The organism is Actibacterium sp. D185-2 (assembly GCF_054954595.1).
In genome coordinates, this window is record NZ_JBPWNX010000003.1 from 1 (window position 1) to 16,101 (window position 16,101).

Consider the following 16,101-nt stretch of genomic DNA (forward strand, 5'->3'; position numbering starts at 1 on the left):
GCTATGGACTTACAATAACGACCGCCCGAATATGGGCATCGGCGGCATCACACCCGCACAGAAACTGAAAATGGCCGCGTGAATTCTACGGCTGAACCCCGTTAAAAATGGGGGGATTACCCTCTCGCGCCAGACTTTCAACACTGCGACCAGACCGCGCCAGCGCAACCAATTGCTCCCTGAATTCCGTCGGGTACGGGTTCCTCGTTCTCGGCATGAAAAACACTCTCCTTCATCAAGTGAAAAGTGTCCATCAAACCGGGGGAACTCCAACTCCAACTCCAGAATTGCGACGATCAAGAGGTATGAGGCTTCGAGTGGTGTGCCTAAGTCGCGTAAAGGACACTTGGAAACGCTGGGGTCGGCATATGAAGCCGCCGGTATCGAATTCATTGGAACTCCAGATGATGCGCCCGGCATACGCATCCACTCGGGCCCCGGATCGGTCTGAAGCGGATCGATTCCGGAAGAGATTGGACCACGTTTCAAAATCCACGCGACTCAACCTATGCGTGTAAATTCGGCCGCTTCTCAATAAGCGCCTTATAATTCCGGCTCCAAAACCGTCTGAATTTCTCTATTTAAACCGCTCCTCCGGTTGTGCCATCCAACCCCAGAACCCGACTCAAATCCCCGATAAAACTGACTTCGATACAAGGACCCAGCGAAATGACAAAACGCGCTCTGATCACCGGCGTCACGGGCCAGGACGGCTCCTATCTTGCCGAGTTCCTGATATCGAAGGGCTACGAGGTGCATGGCATCAAGCGTCGCGCTTCGCTTTTCAATACCCAGCGGATCGACCACATCTATCAGGACCCGCACACCGACCAGGCACAGCTGAAATTGCATTATGGCGATTTGACGGATACGTCGAACCTTACCCGTATCCTTTCCGAGGTGCAGCCCGACGAGGTTTATAACCTGGGCGCGCAGTCTCATGTCGCCGTCAGCTTCGAGGCGCCGGAATACACCGCCGATGTGGACGCGATCGGGGCGCTGCGGCTGCTGGAGGCGATCCGCTTCCTGGGGCTCGAAAAGAAGACCCGCTTCTACCAGGCCTCGACCTCCGAGCTGTACGGGCTTGTACAGGAGGTCCCGCAAAAGGAAACGACGCCGTTCTATCCGCGCTCGCCCTATGCCGTGGCCAAGCTGTATTCCTACTGGATAACGGTGAACTACCGCGAGGCCTATGGGCTCTATGCTTGCAACGGGATCCTGTTCAACCACGAAAGCCCGCGCCGCGGCGAAACCTTCGTGACGCGCAAGATCACCCGCGGGCTTGCCAATATTGCGCAAGGGATCGAGCCCTGTCTCTATATGGGCAATATCGACGCGCTGCGCGACTGGGGCCATGCAAAGGACTATGTGCGGATGCAGTGGATGATGCTGCAGCAAGACGAAGCGGATGATTTCGTCATCGCCACGGGCAAACAGTTCAGTGTGCGTGAGTTTATCACCTGGGCCGCTGCCGATCTGGGCCTGACGCTGGAATTCTCGGGCGAAGGCGTGGAGGAGATCGCCACCATCACGGCGATTGAGGGCGACAAGGCCCCGGCCCTGAAAGCGGGCGATGTGATCATGCGGATCGATCCGCGCTATTTCCGGCCGACGGAGGTGGAGACGCTTCTGGGCGATCCGGCCAAGGCGCGCGAAAAGCTTGGCTGGGTGCCCGAAATCACCGCGCGCGAGATGTGCGCGGAAATGGTGGCCGAGGACCTCATGACCGCCAAGCGCTATGCGCTTTTGAAGTCGCACGGCCTCGACCTTCCTGTCAGCCTTGAAAACGGGTGAGGTGAAGGTGATGAGCAAGATCTATGTGGCAGGGCACCGTGGCATGGTGGGGGGCGCGATCCTGCGCCAGCTGGCGGCGCGTGCGGCGGCAGGCGAGGCGCTGGAGCTCGTCACCCGCACCCACGCCGAACTGGACCTGACGGACCAGTCGGCCGTGCGCGATTTCATGGCGCGTGAACGCCCCGACATTGTCATCCTCGCGGCGGCAAAGGTTGGCGGCATCCATGCCAACAACACCTATCCGGCCGAGTTCATCTATGAAAACCTGATGATCGAGTGCAACGTGATCCATCAGGCGTTTTGCGCCGGTGTCATGAAACTCCTCCAACTCGGCTCCTCCTGCATCTACCCGAAGGAGGCACCGCAGCCGATGGCCGAGGATGCGCTTCTGACAGGGACGTTGGAGCCGACGAACGAGCCCTATGCCATTGCCAAGATCGCGGGCATCAAACTTTGCGAAAGTTACAACCGGCAACACGGCACCGACTATCGCTCGGTCATGCCGACGAACCTGTATGGGCCGGGGGACAATTTCCACCCGCAGAACAGCCACGTCCTGCCCGCCCTGATCCGCCGTTTTCACGAAGCGGCGCAGCAGGGGCGCGAAGAGGTCGTCATCTGGGGCACCGGCACGCCGCGGCGCGAATTCCTGCATGTGGACGACATGGCCGCGGCCAGCCTTTTCGTGCTGGACCTGCCCAAGGACGCCTATGAGGCCAACACGCAGCCGATGCTGAGCCATATCAACGTGGGCACGGGCGCCGACATTTCCATTCTGGAACTGGCGCGGCTGGTGGCCAGGGTCACCGGCTTCACGGGCAGCATAAAGACCGATACATCAAAACCCGACGGGACGATGCGCAAACTGATGAACGTTGGCCGGCTGGCCCAAATGGGCTGGCGCGCGCGCATCGACCTGGAAGAGGGTATTCAAGAGACTTATCGCTGGTATCTTGCCAACGATTCCAACGCCCGCCTTTAAGAGAAAAGAGTTCTGACGTGACGCATATGATCCACGCTACCCTTCTTTGCGGCGGCTCTGGCACACGCCTGTGGCCCCTGTCGCGCAAGTCATATCCCAAGCAGTTCGTGCCCCTCACGGGGGAGGAGAGCCTGTTTCAGGCGTCGGCGCGCCGGCTTGGCGGTGACGGCTTTGCCGCTCCGATTGTGATTACCGGATCCGACTTCCGCTTCATTGTGATCGAGCAATTGGCCGCCCTTGAGATCGCCCCGGCGTCGATCCTGATCGAACCGGAAGCGCGCAATACGGCGGCGGCGATCTGCGCTGCGGCCTTGGCGCTTGAGGCTCAGACCCCGGGTGCGTTGATGCTCGTCGCGCCGTCTGATCATGTAATCCCCGACGACGAGCGCTTTCGCGCGACCGTCCAGGCCGCGGCGCCTGCGGCGCTTTCCGGGCGGATGGTCACCTTCGGCATTCGCCCCGACCGCGCCGAAACGGGATATGGATGGCTAGAGCTTTCTTCCCAGCCCGATGCGGAATTCAGCCCGACGGCGCAGCCGCTGAAAGCCTTTGTCGAGAAGCCCGATCAATTGACGGCAGAACGCCTGCTGTCTGGCGGTATGCACCTCTGGAATGCAGGCATATTCCTGTTCTCGACGACCGTGATCCTTGAGGCATTCAAGCGCCATGCCCCCGAAACGCTGACGCACGTCCGGGAAGCCGTCGATGAGGCGGCACAAGATCTGGGCTTTACGCGCCTCGCCCCGGCGCCGTGGTCAAAGCTTGCGGATATTTCGATCGACTACGCGGTGATGGAAAAGGCGGACAATCTGTCCGTCGTGCCGTATGGCGGGGCATGGTCGGACCTTGGCGGCTGGGACGCGGTGTGGCGTGAAAGCGACCCCGATGCGGCGGGCGTCGTCGCGCACGGCGCGGCCACGGCGATCGACTGCGAGGATACGCTTTTGCGGGCAACCGCCGAAAGTCAGCAGCTTGTCGGCATCGGCCTGAAGGACATCATCGCCGTTGCCATGCCTGACGCCGTGCTCGTTGCCCACAAGGACCGGGCGCAGGACGTCAAACTTGCGGTGCAGGACCTGAAGTCCAGGGGCGTCTCGCAGGCCGAGACGCTGCCGCGCGACTTCCGGCCCTGGGGGTGGTATGAAAGCCTTGTGGTCGGTCCGCGCTTTCAGGTGAAGCGCATCGTGGTACAGCCTGGCGCGGCGCTGAGCCTGCAAAGCCACCACCACCGCGCCGAACACTGGATCGTCGTCGAGGGCACGGCAAAAGTGACCGTCGATGACAAAGTGACGCTGGTGACAGAGAACCAGTCGGTCTTCATTCCGCTGGGGGCGGTCCACCGCATGGAAAACCCCGGCAAGGTGCTCCTGACACTCATTGAGGTGCAGACGGGCAGTTACCTGGGCGAGGACGATATCATTCGCTACGAAGACGTCTATGCCCGCGGGCAGGGGGCAAAGGGGTAAATCGGGCAGGGCTTGGCCATGCGCGGCGCACAAAGCCGGTGGCGTGGGGGGCATCTGACCCGGCCCGCTTGCGATAAATATCTGTTTGAGTTGACTACTCTACGCCAATTTGCCATGCCTTGACCGAGGCTTTTCGGGGGGAGAGGCGTATTGATCCGATTCATAGACACTGTGAACGAGTGGGTAGGGCGGATCGTCTGCACTGTCGCGCTCCTGTTTGCCGCAATTATCATTTACGATGTCATAATGCGCTATGCGCTGAACGCGCCGACGCGCTGGGCCTTTGATATCACCAAGCAGCTGTATGGGTTCTACTTCGTGATGCTTGGCGGTTATGCACTGCGGCATCAGGCGCATGTGCGGGTCGACATCCTGACCGCCGCGCTGCGCCCGACACCCCGGCGGTGGGTCGAGGCGGCGGGCTATCCGATCTTTTTCTTTCCCTTTGCCTGGGTGTTCTTCACACGGTCGCTGGAATTCGCACAACGATCCTGGGCACAGGCGGAAACGACATATGGGTCGATCCAGCTTCCGGTTTATCCGTTGAAGGCCGCGATGTGTGTCGCTGCCGGGCTGCTGCTGATCCAGGGCGTGTCGGAGTTTCTCAAACTGGTTCTCAACAAGGAAGATCTTCGCAATGGCGCCTGAACTTATTGCGCTTTCGATGTTCGGGCTGCTTCTGCTGGGGCTGTTCATGGGGCATCCGCTGGCATTCGTCCTGGGTGGGGCGGCGGTTCTTGGCGCCTTGATCGCCGGAAAGCCTATGGTGCTCGGCATCGTCATCAACCGGATTTTCGGTGATGTTCTCGACAATTACACCCTGATCGCGATTCCGCTCTTCGTACTCATGGCGCGGTTTTTGTCCGATTCCGGCGTGACCGACAGGATGTTCGAGGCGCTGCGCCTGCTGTTGTCGAATGTGCGTGGCGGGCTGGCGCTGTCGGTTGTTTTCATCTCCATCCTGCTGGCGGCGACGACCGGCATCGTGGGGGCGTCCATCACCGTCATGGGCGTGATGGCGCTGCGCCCGATGCTGCAATATGGCTACAGCGCCCGCCTGACCACAGGTCTGATCGCGGCCTCGGGGTGTCTGGGCATCCTGATCCCGCCGTCCATCATGCTGATTCTGATGGCAAGCTATTCGCCCCTGTCCGTGGGCGAGCTTTTCGCAGGGTCGATGGTGCCCGGTATGTTGCTCGGGCTGCTTTACGCGGCGTGGGTCGTGCTGGTGGCAATCTTCCGGCCGGACATGGCGCCGGCGGTCGAGCCCGATGAAAAGATCGGACGCGCCCAGTTGTTCCGCCTGCTGGCGTTGGAGGCGGTGCCGCCACTTGTTCTGATCCTGGGCATTCTCGGCACGCTTCTGGCCGGGATCGCCACGGCGACCGAAGCATCTGCCATCGGTGCGGCGCTTGCCCTGGCGATCGTCATTCTGCGCGGCCGCTTCGAGCTTTCGACATTTTACAGTGCACTGATCGAAACCGGGCGCACCTCGGCGATGATCCTGTTCATTGTCATCGGCGCCACGGCCTTTACCGGGGTGTTTAACATCACCGGCGGGTTGCGCGCAGTGCAGGAGATCATACGCGGCCTCGATATGGCGCCCTGGCTTTTGCTGACCATGATGATGGGGATCGTCTTCATCCTGGGGGCGTTCCTTGACTGGACCGGCATCGTTCTGCTGTCCTTTCCGATCTTCCTGCCGATCATTCAGGAAATGCAGATCGACCTGCTGTGGTTCGTCGTGCTGATGGCGGTTGTGCTGCAGACCTCGTTCCTGACCCCGCCATTCGGCTACGCGCTGTTCTATCTGCGCGCCATCGCGCCGAGTTCCGTCAAGACATCGGACATCATCGTGGGGGTTTTGCCTTTCATCGTCCTGATTGTGATGATGTGCATATTGGTTGCCGTGTTCCCGGCTTTGGTAACCTGGCTGCCGCAGACACTATATTCAAACTGACGGAGGAGAGTTTTGAAATGCTGACACAAATCAAACTGGTCGCAGGTGCGGCCATGCTCGCGGCCTTGGCCACCGAGGCAACGGCCCAGGAAAGCTGGACCATGACGACCACCTGGCCGTCTTCGCTCGAACTGATCGCCACCGATCAGCATTTCGTCGAGCTGGCCAACAAACTGGCCGGCGATGCGGTGAAGATCGATTTCTATGAAGGCGGTTCGCTGGTTCCGGCCGGCGAGGTTTTCGGCGCGGTCGAGTCCGGTACGATTCAGGCCGGTGCCGACTGGCCCGGATATTGGGCGGGGCGCGATCCGGCCTTTTCGCCCCTGGCGACCACGGCAAGCCTGTTCAACGCGGTCGACTATGTGAACTGGATTCAGCAGTGGGGCGGCGCGGAAATCTATAACGAGGTCTACGGCCGTTTCGGCATGGTTTACCTGCCCTACGGCGTGACCAACAACGAATCCGGTTTCCGCACCAACGAGCCGATCCGCACCCTTGAGGATCTGCAGGGCAAGCGTCTGCGCCTTTCCGGGCTGGAGCAGGGCCGGCTTCTGGAGCAACTGGGCGGCAGCCAGGTGTCCATGGCAGGCGGCGAGATTTACCAGGCGCTGGAGCGCGGCGTGATCGACGGCGCGGAATTTTCCACCCCGAACGTCGATTTCTCGGGCGGGTTCCAGCAGGTGACGAAATACTGGGCCACGCCGGGTTGGCACCAGTCGGCCTCGATCTTCGGCGTGATGATCAACAAGCAGGCCTGGGACGCCCTGTCGCCTGACACGCAGGAAAAGCTTCAGATTGCCGCCGATGCGACGCTGCTGTGGTCGCTGGCCTTTACCGAAAAGCGCGCGACCGAGGCATATGGCCAGTTCGAGGATGCCGGCGTTGAGATCACGCGCTATGACGACGCCACGCTTGAAAAGGTCCAGTTGATGGCCAACAAGGTGATCGAGGATACCGCTTGTGCCAACCCCACCTCGGCCCGGGTGTATCTGAGCCAGCTTGAATATCTGCAAGACTACAGCAGCTGGCGCGATGCCTCTGCGCCGTTCAATCTGGGGCGCACCCCGAACGGTCCGGACATCGAAAAAATCCGCGCCTGCGCACCCAAGTGATCCGATTGCCCAACCCTTTCGGGGGGTGGGCAACAGACGTCTGGCGGTACTCTGCGGGTGCTGCCGGGCCTTGCGTCACCGCATATATGCGGGGCGCAGGGCCTATTCCTCGGCAGGGTGGGGAAACTCATCGGCCAGGAACCTCTCGAACGCATCCAGGTTGACTGCTTCGAACTGGCCGAAGCTCTGCATCCAGACCGACGCATCGCGCAGCGCGTCCGGTTCCAGTTTGCACCATTTCACCCGACCGCGCTTTTCCTGACTGATCAGCCCCGCACGGCTGAGGATCATCAGATGCTTAGAGATCGCGGCAAGCGACATCTCGAACGGTTCGGCCACGTCGGTCACGGCCATGTCATCCTCCAGCAGCATCGCCAGGATCGCGCGGCGGGTGCGGTCGGCCAGGGCGGCAAAGACGGTATCAAGCTGGGCTTCCATGCCGGCAGCTATGCCCTTTGCCCGTCAATCGTCAACCATTTGGTTGAATATGCGCGCGTGCCCTGTTAGCGCGGAAATAGCCGGTCAGGCATGTGTGCGTCACGTTTGATCTGAACAAAAACCATTTTATATCAAATACATATGTCGGCTCTGCGGCGCCACGATCCTGCTTGACTCAGACCCACCCTCTTTCTAGTGTCGCCGCGACTGTCCAGGGGGCTTTCACAGATGGTTGATCCGGCGGAAAAAGAGCGGCTTGCGCAGCTCGAAGCGCGGATTGCCGAGCTGAAAAAGGCGCATGCGCCGGCCAAGGCCCACCAGGACGAACATTATTCTCAGGCGCATCTTGCCTGGCGGATGGTGATAGAGCTTGTGGCCGGTCTGGGGATCGGCTTTGGCATCGGATACGGGCTGGACACGCTGTTCGGTACTCTGCCCGTCTTTCTGGTGCTGTTCATATTGCTGGGCTTTGTGGCCGGGGTGAAAACGATGCTCCGATCCGCCACCGAGATACAGGAAAAGATGTCGGCCGAGGCCGACAAAGACGAGAGGGACTGAAACGTGGCAACCGAAGACGCAAGCGAAGGCCTGGTGTTCCACCCGATGGATCAGTTCATCGTCAAGCCGCTGTTCGGCGGCGACGTGGTGCATTGGTATACTCCCACGAACGTCACCCTGTGGATGGGGATCACCGTGCTGGCGATCTTCGTTCTGCTCGTCCTGGGCACCCGTGGCCGCGCGATGATCCCGACCCGGGTTCAGTCGATCGGCGAACTGGCCTATGGCTTCGTCCACAAGATGGTCGAGGATGTCGCCGGCAAGGACGGCTTGAAATACTTCCCCTACATCATGACGCTGTTCATGTTCATCGTCTTCGCCAATTTCCTGGGCCTGATCCCGATGGCGTTCACCACCACCTCGCATGTCGCGGTGACCGCGGTTCTGGCGATGGCGGTGTTCCTGACGGTGACCGTTCTGGGCTTCGTCCTGAACGGCCCCAGTTTCCTGGGCCTGTTCTGGGTGTCGTCGGCGCCGCTGGCGATCCGGCCGGTTCTGGCCGTGATCGAGATCATTTCCTACTTCGTGCGCCCCGTCAGCCATTCCATCCGTCTTGCCGGCAACATGACCGCCGGTCACGCGGTGATCAAAGTCTTCGCGGCCTTCGCGGGTGCTGCCGTCCTGTCGCCGCTGGCGATCCTGGGTGTGGCGGCCATGTACGGGCTCGAAATCCTGGTGTCCTTCATCCAGGCCTATGTTTTCACCATCCTGACCTGCGTCTACCTGAAAGACGCGCTGCACCCGCATCACTGACCGGTCAGGGTCCAAGTTCAGCCATTCCAACCTAAGGAGAGACTTCAATGGAAGGCGATATCGCAGAAATGGGCAAGTTCATCGGCGCCGGCATCTCGGCGTTCGGCATGGGCCTTGCCGCCCTCGGTGTGGGCAATGTTGCCGGCAACTTCCTGTCGGGCGCGCTGCGCAACCCGTCGGCTGCCGCTTCGCAGACGGCCACGCTGTTCATCGGTATCGCGTTTGCCGAAGCTCTGGGGATCTTCTCGTTCCTCGTCGCGCTTCTGCTGATGTTTGCCGTCTGATCCAACGAACCGATCCTTACGGCCGGGTGGGCTGACGGCCCGCCCGGTGTAATACAGGTTCCTGGAGGACGACATGGCAACAGACGCGAACGAAGTGGCACACGGAGCCGCCCATGGCGCAGCCGAAGCTGCGCATGGCGCTGAATCCGTCGGGATGCCGCAACTCGATTTTTCGACATTCCCGAACCAGATCTTCTGGCTCGTCGTTACCTTGTTGGTTATCTATCTGATCCTGTCGCGCGTCGCGCTGCCCCGGATCGGATCGGTTCTGGCTGAACGTCAGGGCACGATCACCAATGATATCGCCGCCGCCGAAGAGCTGAAGCTGAAGGCGCAGGAGGCCGAGGTCGCCTATAATCAGGCGCTGGCCGATGCCCGCGTCGAGGCGCAAAAGATCATTGCCGAGGCCAAGGCCGACATCCAGGGCGATCTGGACGTGGCCATTGCCGACGCCGACGCACAGATCGCCGTGAAAACGGCAGAATCCGAAAAGCGCATCGGCGAAATCCGCGCCGGCGCGCTGGACAGCGTGACCGAGGTTGCCAACGATACCGCACTGGAGATCGTGGCCAAACTGGGTCAGGCGGCGGACATGCCTGCGGTAACCGCGGCGGTTGCCGCCCGGCTGAAAGGGTAAGCAGATGAAAAAGCTCACGGTTCTTTTCACTCTTGCCGCCAGCCCCACGCTGGCCGCCTCTGGCCCGTTCTTCTCGCTGCACAACACCAACTTCGTGGTGCTGCTGGCCTTCCTGCTGTTCATCGCGGCCCTGATCTATTTCAAGGTTCCGGGCATGATCGGCACCCTTCTGGACAAACGGGCCGAAGGCATCCGCGACGATCTGAACAAGGCCCGCGCCCTGCGCGAAGAGGCGCAGACGATCCTTGCCTCCTACGAGCGCAAGCAAAAGGAAGTGCAGGAACAGTCCGCGCGGATCGTGGCCCATGCCCGCGAAGAGGCCGAGATCGCCGCGGCCCAGGCCAGGGACGAACTGGCCGCCTCGATCGCGCGCCGGCTCAAGGCTGCCGAAGATCAGATCGCCTCGGCCGAAGCTGCGGCCGTGCGCAACGTGCGTGATCGGGCCGTTTCCGTGGCGATTGCCGCAGCCGCCGATGTCATTGGTACGCAGATGAATGCGGCAAACGGCAGCGCGCTGATCGACGACGCGATCGCACAGGTTCAGGCCAAACTGCACTAAGCTGCGCCATAACCGACAAGATCAAAAACCCGGCCTCGTGCCGGGTTTTTTTCTTTTGCCGGCTTCTTCTCGGTGCAAATACTCCCGCCGGAGGCCGCGCCCGCAAGGGCGCATGGAAAGGAATGGCCCGGCACGGGCCGCATTTTGGCAAAGATCAGCCGCGCGCCTGTTCGTGCTCTAACCGCTGGCGGGCGATTGCCTCGTGGCGGTCGGCGGACTGCTGATCGCTCAGCGCGCCTTGCACATAATTCAGATGCGCCTCGACCGCGGCGCGGGCGCCTGGCCCGTCGCGGGCCTGAAGCGCGTCGTTGATGGCGCGGTGCTGATCCAGCAGGGCGCCGCGCGTGGTACGCTGCTTGAACATCACCTGACGATTATAGAACACGCCCTCGCGCAACAGATCGAACATCGAGCGCATCATGTGCAGCATCACGACGTTATGCGACGCCTCGATGATCGACATGTGGAATTCCGCGTCCAGCCGCGCCTCATCCTCGGGGTTGCGCTTGGAATGGGCGGCTTCCATCTTGCGAAAGATGGTATCGATCACCTGCAGATCGGTGTCCGAGGCCCGCCGGGCGGCCCGTTCGGCCGCCAGCCCCTCCAGATCGCGGCGAAAGGCGATATAGTCGAACACCGCCTCGTCATGCTCGGCAAACAGCCTGATCAGCGCCTCGGAAAAGGCCGAGCCCAGCACATCCGCCACGAATATTCCCGCCCCGGCGCGGCTGATCAGCAACCCGCGCGCCTGAAGCTCGGCCACCGCCTCGCGCAGCGAGGGGCGCGATACCCCAAGCTGCTCCGACAATTCGCGCTCGGAAGGCAGGCGGTCACCCGGCCGCAGAATCCCGCGCAGGATCAAAAGCTCGATCTGGCGCTGCACCGCATGCGACAGCTTTTCGGACTGCACTTTCTGAAACGGCATGGTCCCTCCGGCAATTGGTCAGATCATATGACCGCCTCGCCGGGGCAGCAACAGGCAATGGCCGGGCGGGCACGCGCCCGGCCATCAGGGTCAGCTTGTCGGCGTGATGACGAATTGCACCCGCCGGTTCTGGGCCCGGCCTTCCGGGGTCAGGTTCGAGGCAACCGGCTGATCCTCACCGCGGCCGACGGCCACGATCCGGCTGGACGCCACGCCCGCCACGCGCAGTTCCGCCGCGACCGCGTTTGCGCGCCGTTCCGACAGCGACTGATTATAGCTGGCCGAGCCGGTGTTGTCGGTGTGGCCGATGACCTGCACCGTGGTATTGGAATAGTGGTTCAGGCTGCTCGCCAGCACCCGCAGATCGCTTTGCAGCGCGGGGGCGACCGTGGCGCTGTCGGTGGCGAACAGGATGTCCTGCGGCATGGTCACGATCAACTGCGAGCCGGTGTTGACCACGCGGATGGCGTTGTTGTCAAAGCTGGCCTCCAGTTCCTGCGCCTGTTTGTCCAGATTCTGGCCGACCAGCCCGCCGACGGCGGCACCGGCGATGGCGCCGATCAGCGCGCCCTTGTTGCGGTCATCCGAATTATCGCCGGTCAGCGCGCCGGCCACAGCGCCGGTAACGGCGCCGATGGCGGCGCCTTCCTTGGTGCGCTGATAGGGGTCGTTGGTCTGGGTATAGGTGTCGGTGCAGGCCGTCAGGGCCAGAACCCCGGCCGTGGCCAGGCTCAGGGGAAGGGTCGCGCGGATCATTATCGCCTCATCGGTTTTTTGGCCCCGCCTTGGGGCATCGCCGCGCAATATAAGCATCGAATGGCGCGGGGCTAAGGGTCCCGTGCATTTAGAGGCAGGCCGGGCGGTAATCCGCCAATGGCGGGGCAGGGTTACGGGGCGTTCGCATCCGCGCGCGCCGCTTCCCAAGCCAGCATCGCACGTTTGACCGGCAGCCCCCAGTGATAGCCGCCCAGGCCGCCCGATTTGCGCAAGGCCCGGTGGCAGGGGATCAGAAAACTGATCGGGTTGCGCCCGACCGCCGTGCCCACGGCGCGCATCGCCTTGGGGTGGCCGATGGCCTGCGCGATTTCGGAATAGGTGGTGACCTCGCCCGACGGAATCGACAGCAGCGCCTCCCACACCTTGATCTGGAACGGCGCTCCGATCAGGTGCAGCGGCGGCGGATCAAGCCGGTCGCCGGTCGCGCCGAAGGCGGCAAGCGCCCAGGGGCGAAGCTTGATCGGATCCTCGACAAAACTCGCCTTGGGCCAGCGCGACAGCAGATCGGCCATCGTCGCTTCTGCACCCGTCTCGCCGGCGAACCCGATCCCGCAGATGCCCTTTTCGGTGCCGATGACAAGCGCGGGACCAAAGGGGCTTTCGAACCAGCCCCAGAAAATCCTCAGCCCTTCGCCGCCTCTGGCATAATCGCCGGGGCTCATCGCTTCCCAGCGCACGAACAGATCATGCAGGCGGCCCGATCCTGAAAGCCCGACCTCTGCCGCGGCCTCCAGCGTGGTGAACCGCTCGCGCAGCAGGGTCTTGGCATGACCCAGCGCCAGATATTGCTGAAAACGTTTGGGCGATACCCCGGCCCATTTGCTGAACAGGCGCTGGAAATGCGCAGGGCTCATGTTCATCTCGGCGGCAAGCTGATCCAGCGTCAGAACCTCGCCCCCCGCCGCATCGATGCGGTCGATGGCGCGGCGCATGATCTGGTAATGATAGCCCTGTTCCTGGCTGTCCATGGCGGCCTCCTGCTCTGGCTTGCAAGATAGGATGTAACACGCCCCGCAGCGACCCGAATTTTGCGCTTTTTGCGCCAAGCCTTGCTCAGATCGTCCGGGCGGGGCATACCCCGATCATGGCAAAGCAGCTTGATTATCACACGATCCACGCGATCTTTACCCGGTTTCACGACCACGAGCCCGAACCCAAGGGCGAGCTGGAGCATGTGAACGCCTATACGCTGGTGGTTGCCGTCGCCCTGTCGGCCCAGGCCACCGATGCGGGCGTGAACAAGGCCACACGCGCGCTGTTCAAGATCGCCGATACGCCGCAAAAGATGCTGGACCTGGGCGAAGAGGGGCTGATCGAGCATATCAAGACGATCGGCCTGTACCGCAACAAGGCCAAGAATGTCATGAAAATGAGCCGCATCCTGGCCGATGACTACGGCGGTCAGGTGCCATCGTCACGTGCGGCACTGCAATCGCTGCCCGGTGTCGGGCGTAAGACCGCCAATGTGGTGCTGAACATGTGGTTCCACTATCCCGCGCAGGCGGTCGATACCCATATCTTCCGCGTCGGCAACCGCACCGGCATCGCGCCGGGCAAGGACGTGGATGCGGTGGAACGCGCGATCGAGGATAATATCCCGGTCGAGTTTCAGCAGCACGCCCATCACTGGCTGATCCTGCATGGCCGTTATACCTGCAAGGCGCGCAAGCCGGTTTGCGCCAACTGCATCATCCGCGACCTCTGCCCCTTCGAGGAGAAAACCCTGTGACCAAGACCTATCAGGTTGTCGGCATCGGCAACGCCATCGTCGATGTGCTGACCCAATGCGACGACAGTTTTCTGGACCTCATGGGGATCCAGAAAGGCATCATGCAACTGGTCGAGCGCGAGCGCGGCGAGATGCTGTATGGCGCGATGAAGAACCGCACCCAGGCACCGGGCGGGTCGGTGGCCAACACGCTGGCGGGGCTGGGCAATCTGGGGCTGTCAACCGGGTTCATCGGCCGGGTGCAGGACGATGCACTGGGCCGGTTCTATGCCGCTGAAATGGCTGCGGGCGGCACCGATTTCGTGAACCCGCCGGTAGAGGGCGGGGTGCTGCCGACCTCGCGTTCGATGATCTTCGTATCGCCCGATGGCGAACGCTCGATGAATACCTATCTGGGTATCTCTGCCGAGCTGAGCCCCGATGACGTGGCCGATGACGTGGCCGGCCAGGCTGAAATCCTGTTCCTCGAAGGGTATCTTTATGACAAGCCCGCAGGCAAGGCGGCCTTCGACCGCGCCGCCAGGATCTGCCGCGATCGCGGGGGCAGGGCCGGGATCACCCTGTCGGATCCGTTCTGTGTGGACCGCCACCGGGACAGTTTCCGCCGCCTGGTGAAAGAGCTCGATTACGTTATCGGCAACGAGCACGAATGGGAATCGCTTTATCAGACCGATCTGTCGGCGGCGCTGGAGCAGGCCGCAGCTGAAAGCGGGCTGGTGGTCTGTACCCGCTCTGGCCATGATGTGGTGCTGGTGCGCGGCGATGAAGAGGCTGTGGTGCCCGTCAAACGGGTGGTGCCGGTGGATGCCACCGGCGCGGGCGATCAGTTTGCGGCCGGGTTCCTGTACGGGCTGGCCAGCGGGCAGGCGCTGGAACGGTGCGGGCGCATGGGCAATGTCGCTGCGCGGGAGGTGATCAGCCATTTCGGCGCCCGGCCCGAAACCGATCTGAAGGCGCTGTTCGCGCGCGAAGGGCTGATCTGAACCGGTGTCCCTCCCGCCCCCGGCCTACGCGCCTGCGGTGCTTGTCCGGCGTTGGGCCCGGCGCGCCCGTGCCGGGCGCGGTACTTTCTTGCCTTCGGCGAGGATATTTGGACGGAAAAGAAGAATAAGGCGAATGCGCCCCGGCCTGTGGAAGGGACCGGGGCGACTTCTTCTCCGGCGGTCATCGGCGTCCCCGCCTGTTCCGCAGGGTCAGGGGGCCGTGATTCTGATTTCTTTTTCGTTAAAATATCCTCGGGGGTGAATTGCCCGTCAGGGCAAGAGGGGGCAGACAGCCCCCTTCGCCGCTCTCAGCCGAACTTGCCCTGAACGAAGGCGCGGGCCTGTTCGGTCGTGGCGTTTTCGAACACGGTCGCGGTCGGTCCCACTTCCAGCAAGCGTCCGAGGTGGAAATAGGCCACCCGGTCAGACACCCGCCGCGCTTCGTTCATCGAATGGGTGACGACCACGATGGAATGGTCGCGCCGCAGATCCAGCATCAACTCTTCGATCCGGGCGGTGGCAATCGGATCGATCGAGCCTGTGGGCTCGTCCATCAACAGCACGTCGGGTTCCGTCGCCAGGGCGCGGGCGATGCACAGCCGCTGCTGCTGACCGCCCGACAGATCGGTGCCGGCCAAGTCGTGCAGGTCATCCTTCACCTCGTCCCACAGATGGGCACGGCGCAGGCAGCTTTCCACATGGGCGTCCAACTCGGCCCGGTGTTGGGTCAGGCCATGAATCCGCGCGCCGTAGGCCACGTTGTCGTAGATAGATGTGGTGAACGGGTTGGGTTTCTGCGCGACCCAGCCAAAACGCTTGCGGTGCAGCGGGGGGTCGATATCGGGGGCGTTGATGTCATGCCCCTCCATCAGGATTTTCCCCTCGATCCGGACGCCTTCGGTGTCGTCATGCATCCGGTTGAGGCATTTCAGCGTGGTGGATTTGCCGCAACCAGATGGGCCGATGAACGCAAGGATTTCGGAACGGAACAGATCGAAATTGACATCGAACAACGCCTGATCGCGCCCGTACCACAGGTTCAGATTGTTGACCTGTATCAGCGGATCGGAATTGCGCTGCGTGGGGTGATAGACGCTTGGCGGAAGGGTCAGGTGATCGAGCATGGCAGTCTCCATCGCGGAAA

The 16,101-nt window shown here is 62.1% G+C and carries 18 protein-coding genes; 13 read left to right on the forward strand and 5 right to left on the reverse strand.

Annotated elements, in window-relative coordinates; translation table 11 throughout:
• The first annotated feature begins 669 nt into the window (after window positions 1-669).
• The 6 genes from gmd to dctP all read left to right on the forward strand — a co-directional run bounded on the left by gmd (window position 670) and on the right by dctP (window position 7,314).
• Entirely contained in the window at window positions 670-1,794 is a 1,125-nt protein-coding gene (gene gmd, locus ACSR1C_RS06720) for a GDP-mannose 4,6-dehydratase (RefSeq protein WP_460258938.1), read from the forward strand.
• A 10-nt stretch (window positions 1,795-1,804) separates the two neighbouring features.
• Window positions 1,805-2,776 (forward strand): GDP-L-fucose synthase, encoded by a 972-nt coding sequence (gene fcl, locus ACSR1C_RS06725; protein WP_460258937.1) that lies wholly within the window; start codon window positions 1,805-1,807, stop codon window positions 2,774-2,776.
• A gap of 26 nt (window positions 2,777-2,802) precedes the next feature.
• Window positions 2,803-4,242, forward strand: coding sequence for a mannose-1-phosphate guanylyltransferase/mannose-6-phosphate isomerase (locus tag ACSR1C_RS06730; protein WP_460258957.1), 1,440 nt, complete (start codon window positions 2,803-2,805; stop codon window positions 4,240-4,242).
• 150 nt (window positions 4,243-4,392) lie between these two features.
• Window positions 4,393-4,890, forward strand: a complete 498-nt coding sequence (locus tag ACSR1C_RS06735; RefSeq protein WP_460258936.1) for a TRAP transporter small permease subunit — start codon at window positions 4,393-4,395, stop codon at window positions 4,888-4,890.
• Complete coding sequence (locus tag ACSR1C_RS06740; protein ID WP_460258935.1) at window positions 4,880-6,202, forward strand: TRAP transporter large permease; 1,323 nt, start codon at window positions 4,880-4,882, stop codon at window positions 6,200-6,202. Before ACSR1C_RS06735 ends, ACSR1C_RS06740 begins: the two co-directional genes overlap by 11 nt.
• Before the next feature lie 17 nt (window positions 6,203-6,219).
• Entirely contained in the window at window positions 6,220-7,314 is a 1,095-nt protein-coding gene (dctP, locus tag ACSR1C_RS06745; protein WP_460258934.1) for a TRAP transporter substrate-binding protein DctP, read from the forward strand.
• A 102-nt stretch (window positions 7,315-7,416) separates the two neighbouring features.
• On the opposite strand, the gene ACSR1C_RS06750 is transcribed toward dctP, so the two are convergent.
• A complete protein-coding gene (locus ACSR1C_RS06750) occupies window positions 7,417-7,752 on the reverse strand; it encodes an ArsR/SmtB family transcription factor (protein WP_460258933.1) in 336 nt (111 codons plus the stop codon).
• A gap of 228 nt (window positions 7,753-7,980) precedes the next feature.
• Here ACSR1C_RS06750 and ACSR1C_RS06755 point away from each other — a divergent pair, with 228 nt between their 5' ends.
• The 5 genes from ACSR1C_RS06755 to ACSR1C_RS06775 all read left to right on the forward strand — a co-directional run bounded on the left by ACSR1C_RS06755 (window position 7,981) and on the right by ACSR1C_RS06775 (window position 10,543).
• Window positions 7,981-8,310, forward strand: coding sequence for an AtpZ/AtpI family protein (locus ACSR1C_RS06755; RefSeq protein ID WP_460258932.1), 330 nt, complete (start codon window positions 7,981-7,983; stop codon window positions 8,308-8,310).
• A gap of 3 nt (window positions 8,311-8,313) precedes the next feature.
• Entirely contained in the window at window positions 8,314-9,063 is a 750-nt protein-coding gene (locus ACSR1C_RS06760) for a F0F1 ATP synthase subunit A (protein WP_460258931.1), read from the forward strand.
• Between the two features lie 47 nt (window positions 9,064-9,110).
• Window positions 9,111-9,347 (forward strand): F0F1 ATP synthase subunit C, encoded by a 237-nt coding sequence (locus ACSR1C_RS06765; protein WP_037207145.1) that lies wholly within the window; start codon window positions 9,111-9,113, stop codon window positions 9,345-9,347.
• 73 nt (window positions 9,348-9,420) lie between these two features.
• The gene (locus ACSR1C_RS06770; RefSeq protein ID WP_460258930.1) at window positions 9,421-9,984 is read left to right on the forward strand and encodes a F0F1 ATP synthase subunit B'; all 564 of its coding nucleotides are present in this window, start codon (window positions 9,421-9,423) and stop codon (window positions 9,982-9,984) included.
• A 4-nt stretch (window positions 9,985-9,988) separates the two neighbouring features.
• Window positions 9,989-10,543 (forward strand): F0F1 ATP synthase subunit B, encoded by a 555-nt coding sequence (locus ACSR1C_RS06775; protein WP_460258929.1) that lies wholly within the window; start codon window positions 9,989-9,991, stop codon window positions 10,541-10,543.
• A gap of 154 nt (window positions 10,544-10,697) precedes the next feature.
• On the opposite strand, the gene ACSR1C_RS06780 is transcribed toward ACSR1C_RS06775, so the two are convergent.
• The 3 genes from ACSR1C_RS06780 to ACSR1C_RS06790 form a co-directional block, all read right to left on the reverse strand.
• Complete coding sequence (locus ACSR1C_RS06780) at window positions 10,698-11,468, reverse strand: FadR/GntR family transcriptional regulator (RefSeq protein WP_460258928.1); 771 nt, start codon at window positions 11,466-11,468, stop codon at window positions 10,698-10,700.
• A 90-nt stretch (window positions 11,469-11,558) separates the two neighbouring features.
• On the reverse strand, window positions 11,559-12,224 hold the full coding sequence (locus ACSR1C_RS06785; RefSeq protein WP_460258927.1) for an OmpA family protein: 666 nt from the start codon (window positions 12,222-12,224) through the stop codon (window positions 11,559-11,561).
• A gap of 131 nt (window positions 12,225-12,355) precedes the next feature.
• Complete coding sequence (locus tag ACSR1C_RS06790) at window positions 12,356-13,213, reverse strand: bifunctional helix-turn-helix domain-containing protein/methylated-DNA--[protein]-cysteine S-methyltransferase (RefSeq protein WP_460258926.1); 858 nt, start codon at window positions 13,211-13,213, stop codon at window positions 12,356-12,358.
• A 116-nt stretch (window positions 13,214-13,329) separates the two neighbouring features.
• On the opposite strand from ACSR1C_RS06790, the gene nth reads away from it, so the two are divergent.
• Together nth and ACSR1C_RS06800 are read left to right on the forward strand one after the other, a co-directional pair.
• Window positions 13,330-13,974 (forward strand): endonuclease III, encoded by a 645-nt coding sequence (gene nth, locus ACSR1C_RS06795; protein WP_460258925.1) that lies wholly within the window; start codon window positions 13,330-13,332, stop codon window positions 13,972-13,974.
• Complete coding sequence (locus tag ACSR1C_RS06800; RefSeq protein WP_460258924.1) at window positions 13,971-14,957, forward strand: adenosine kinase; 987 nt, start codon at window positions 13,971-13,973, stop codon at window positions 14,955-14,957. Before nth ends, ACSR1C_RS06800 begins: the two co-directional genes overlap by 4 nt.
• Window positions 14,958-15,265: 308 nt before the next feature.
• On the opposite strand, the gene ACSR1C_RS06805 is transcribed toward ACSR1C_RS06800, so the two are convergent.
• Window positions 15,266-16,081 carry a phosphate ABC transporter ATP-binding protein gene (locus ACSR1C_RS06805; RefSeq protein ID WP_460258923.1) on the reverse strand — a complete coding sequence of 272 codons (816 nt, stop codon included), beginning with the start codon at window positions 16,079-16,081 and terminating at the stop codon, window positions 15,266-15,268.
• Window positions 16,082-16,101: the final 20 nt, after the last annotated feature.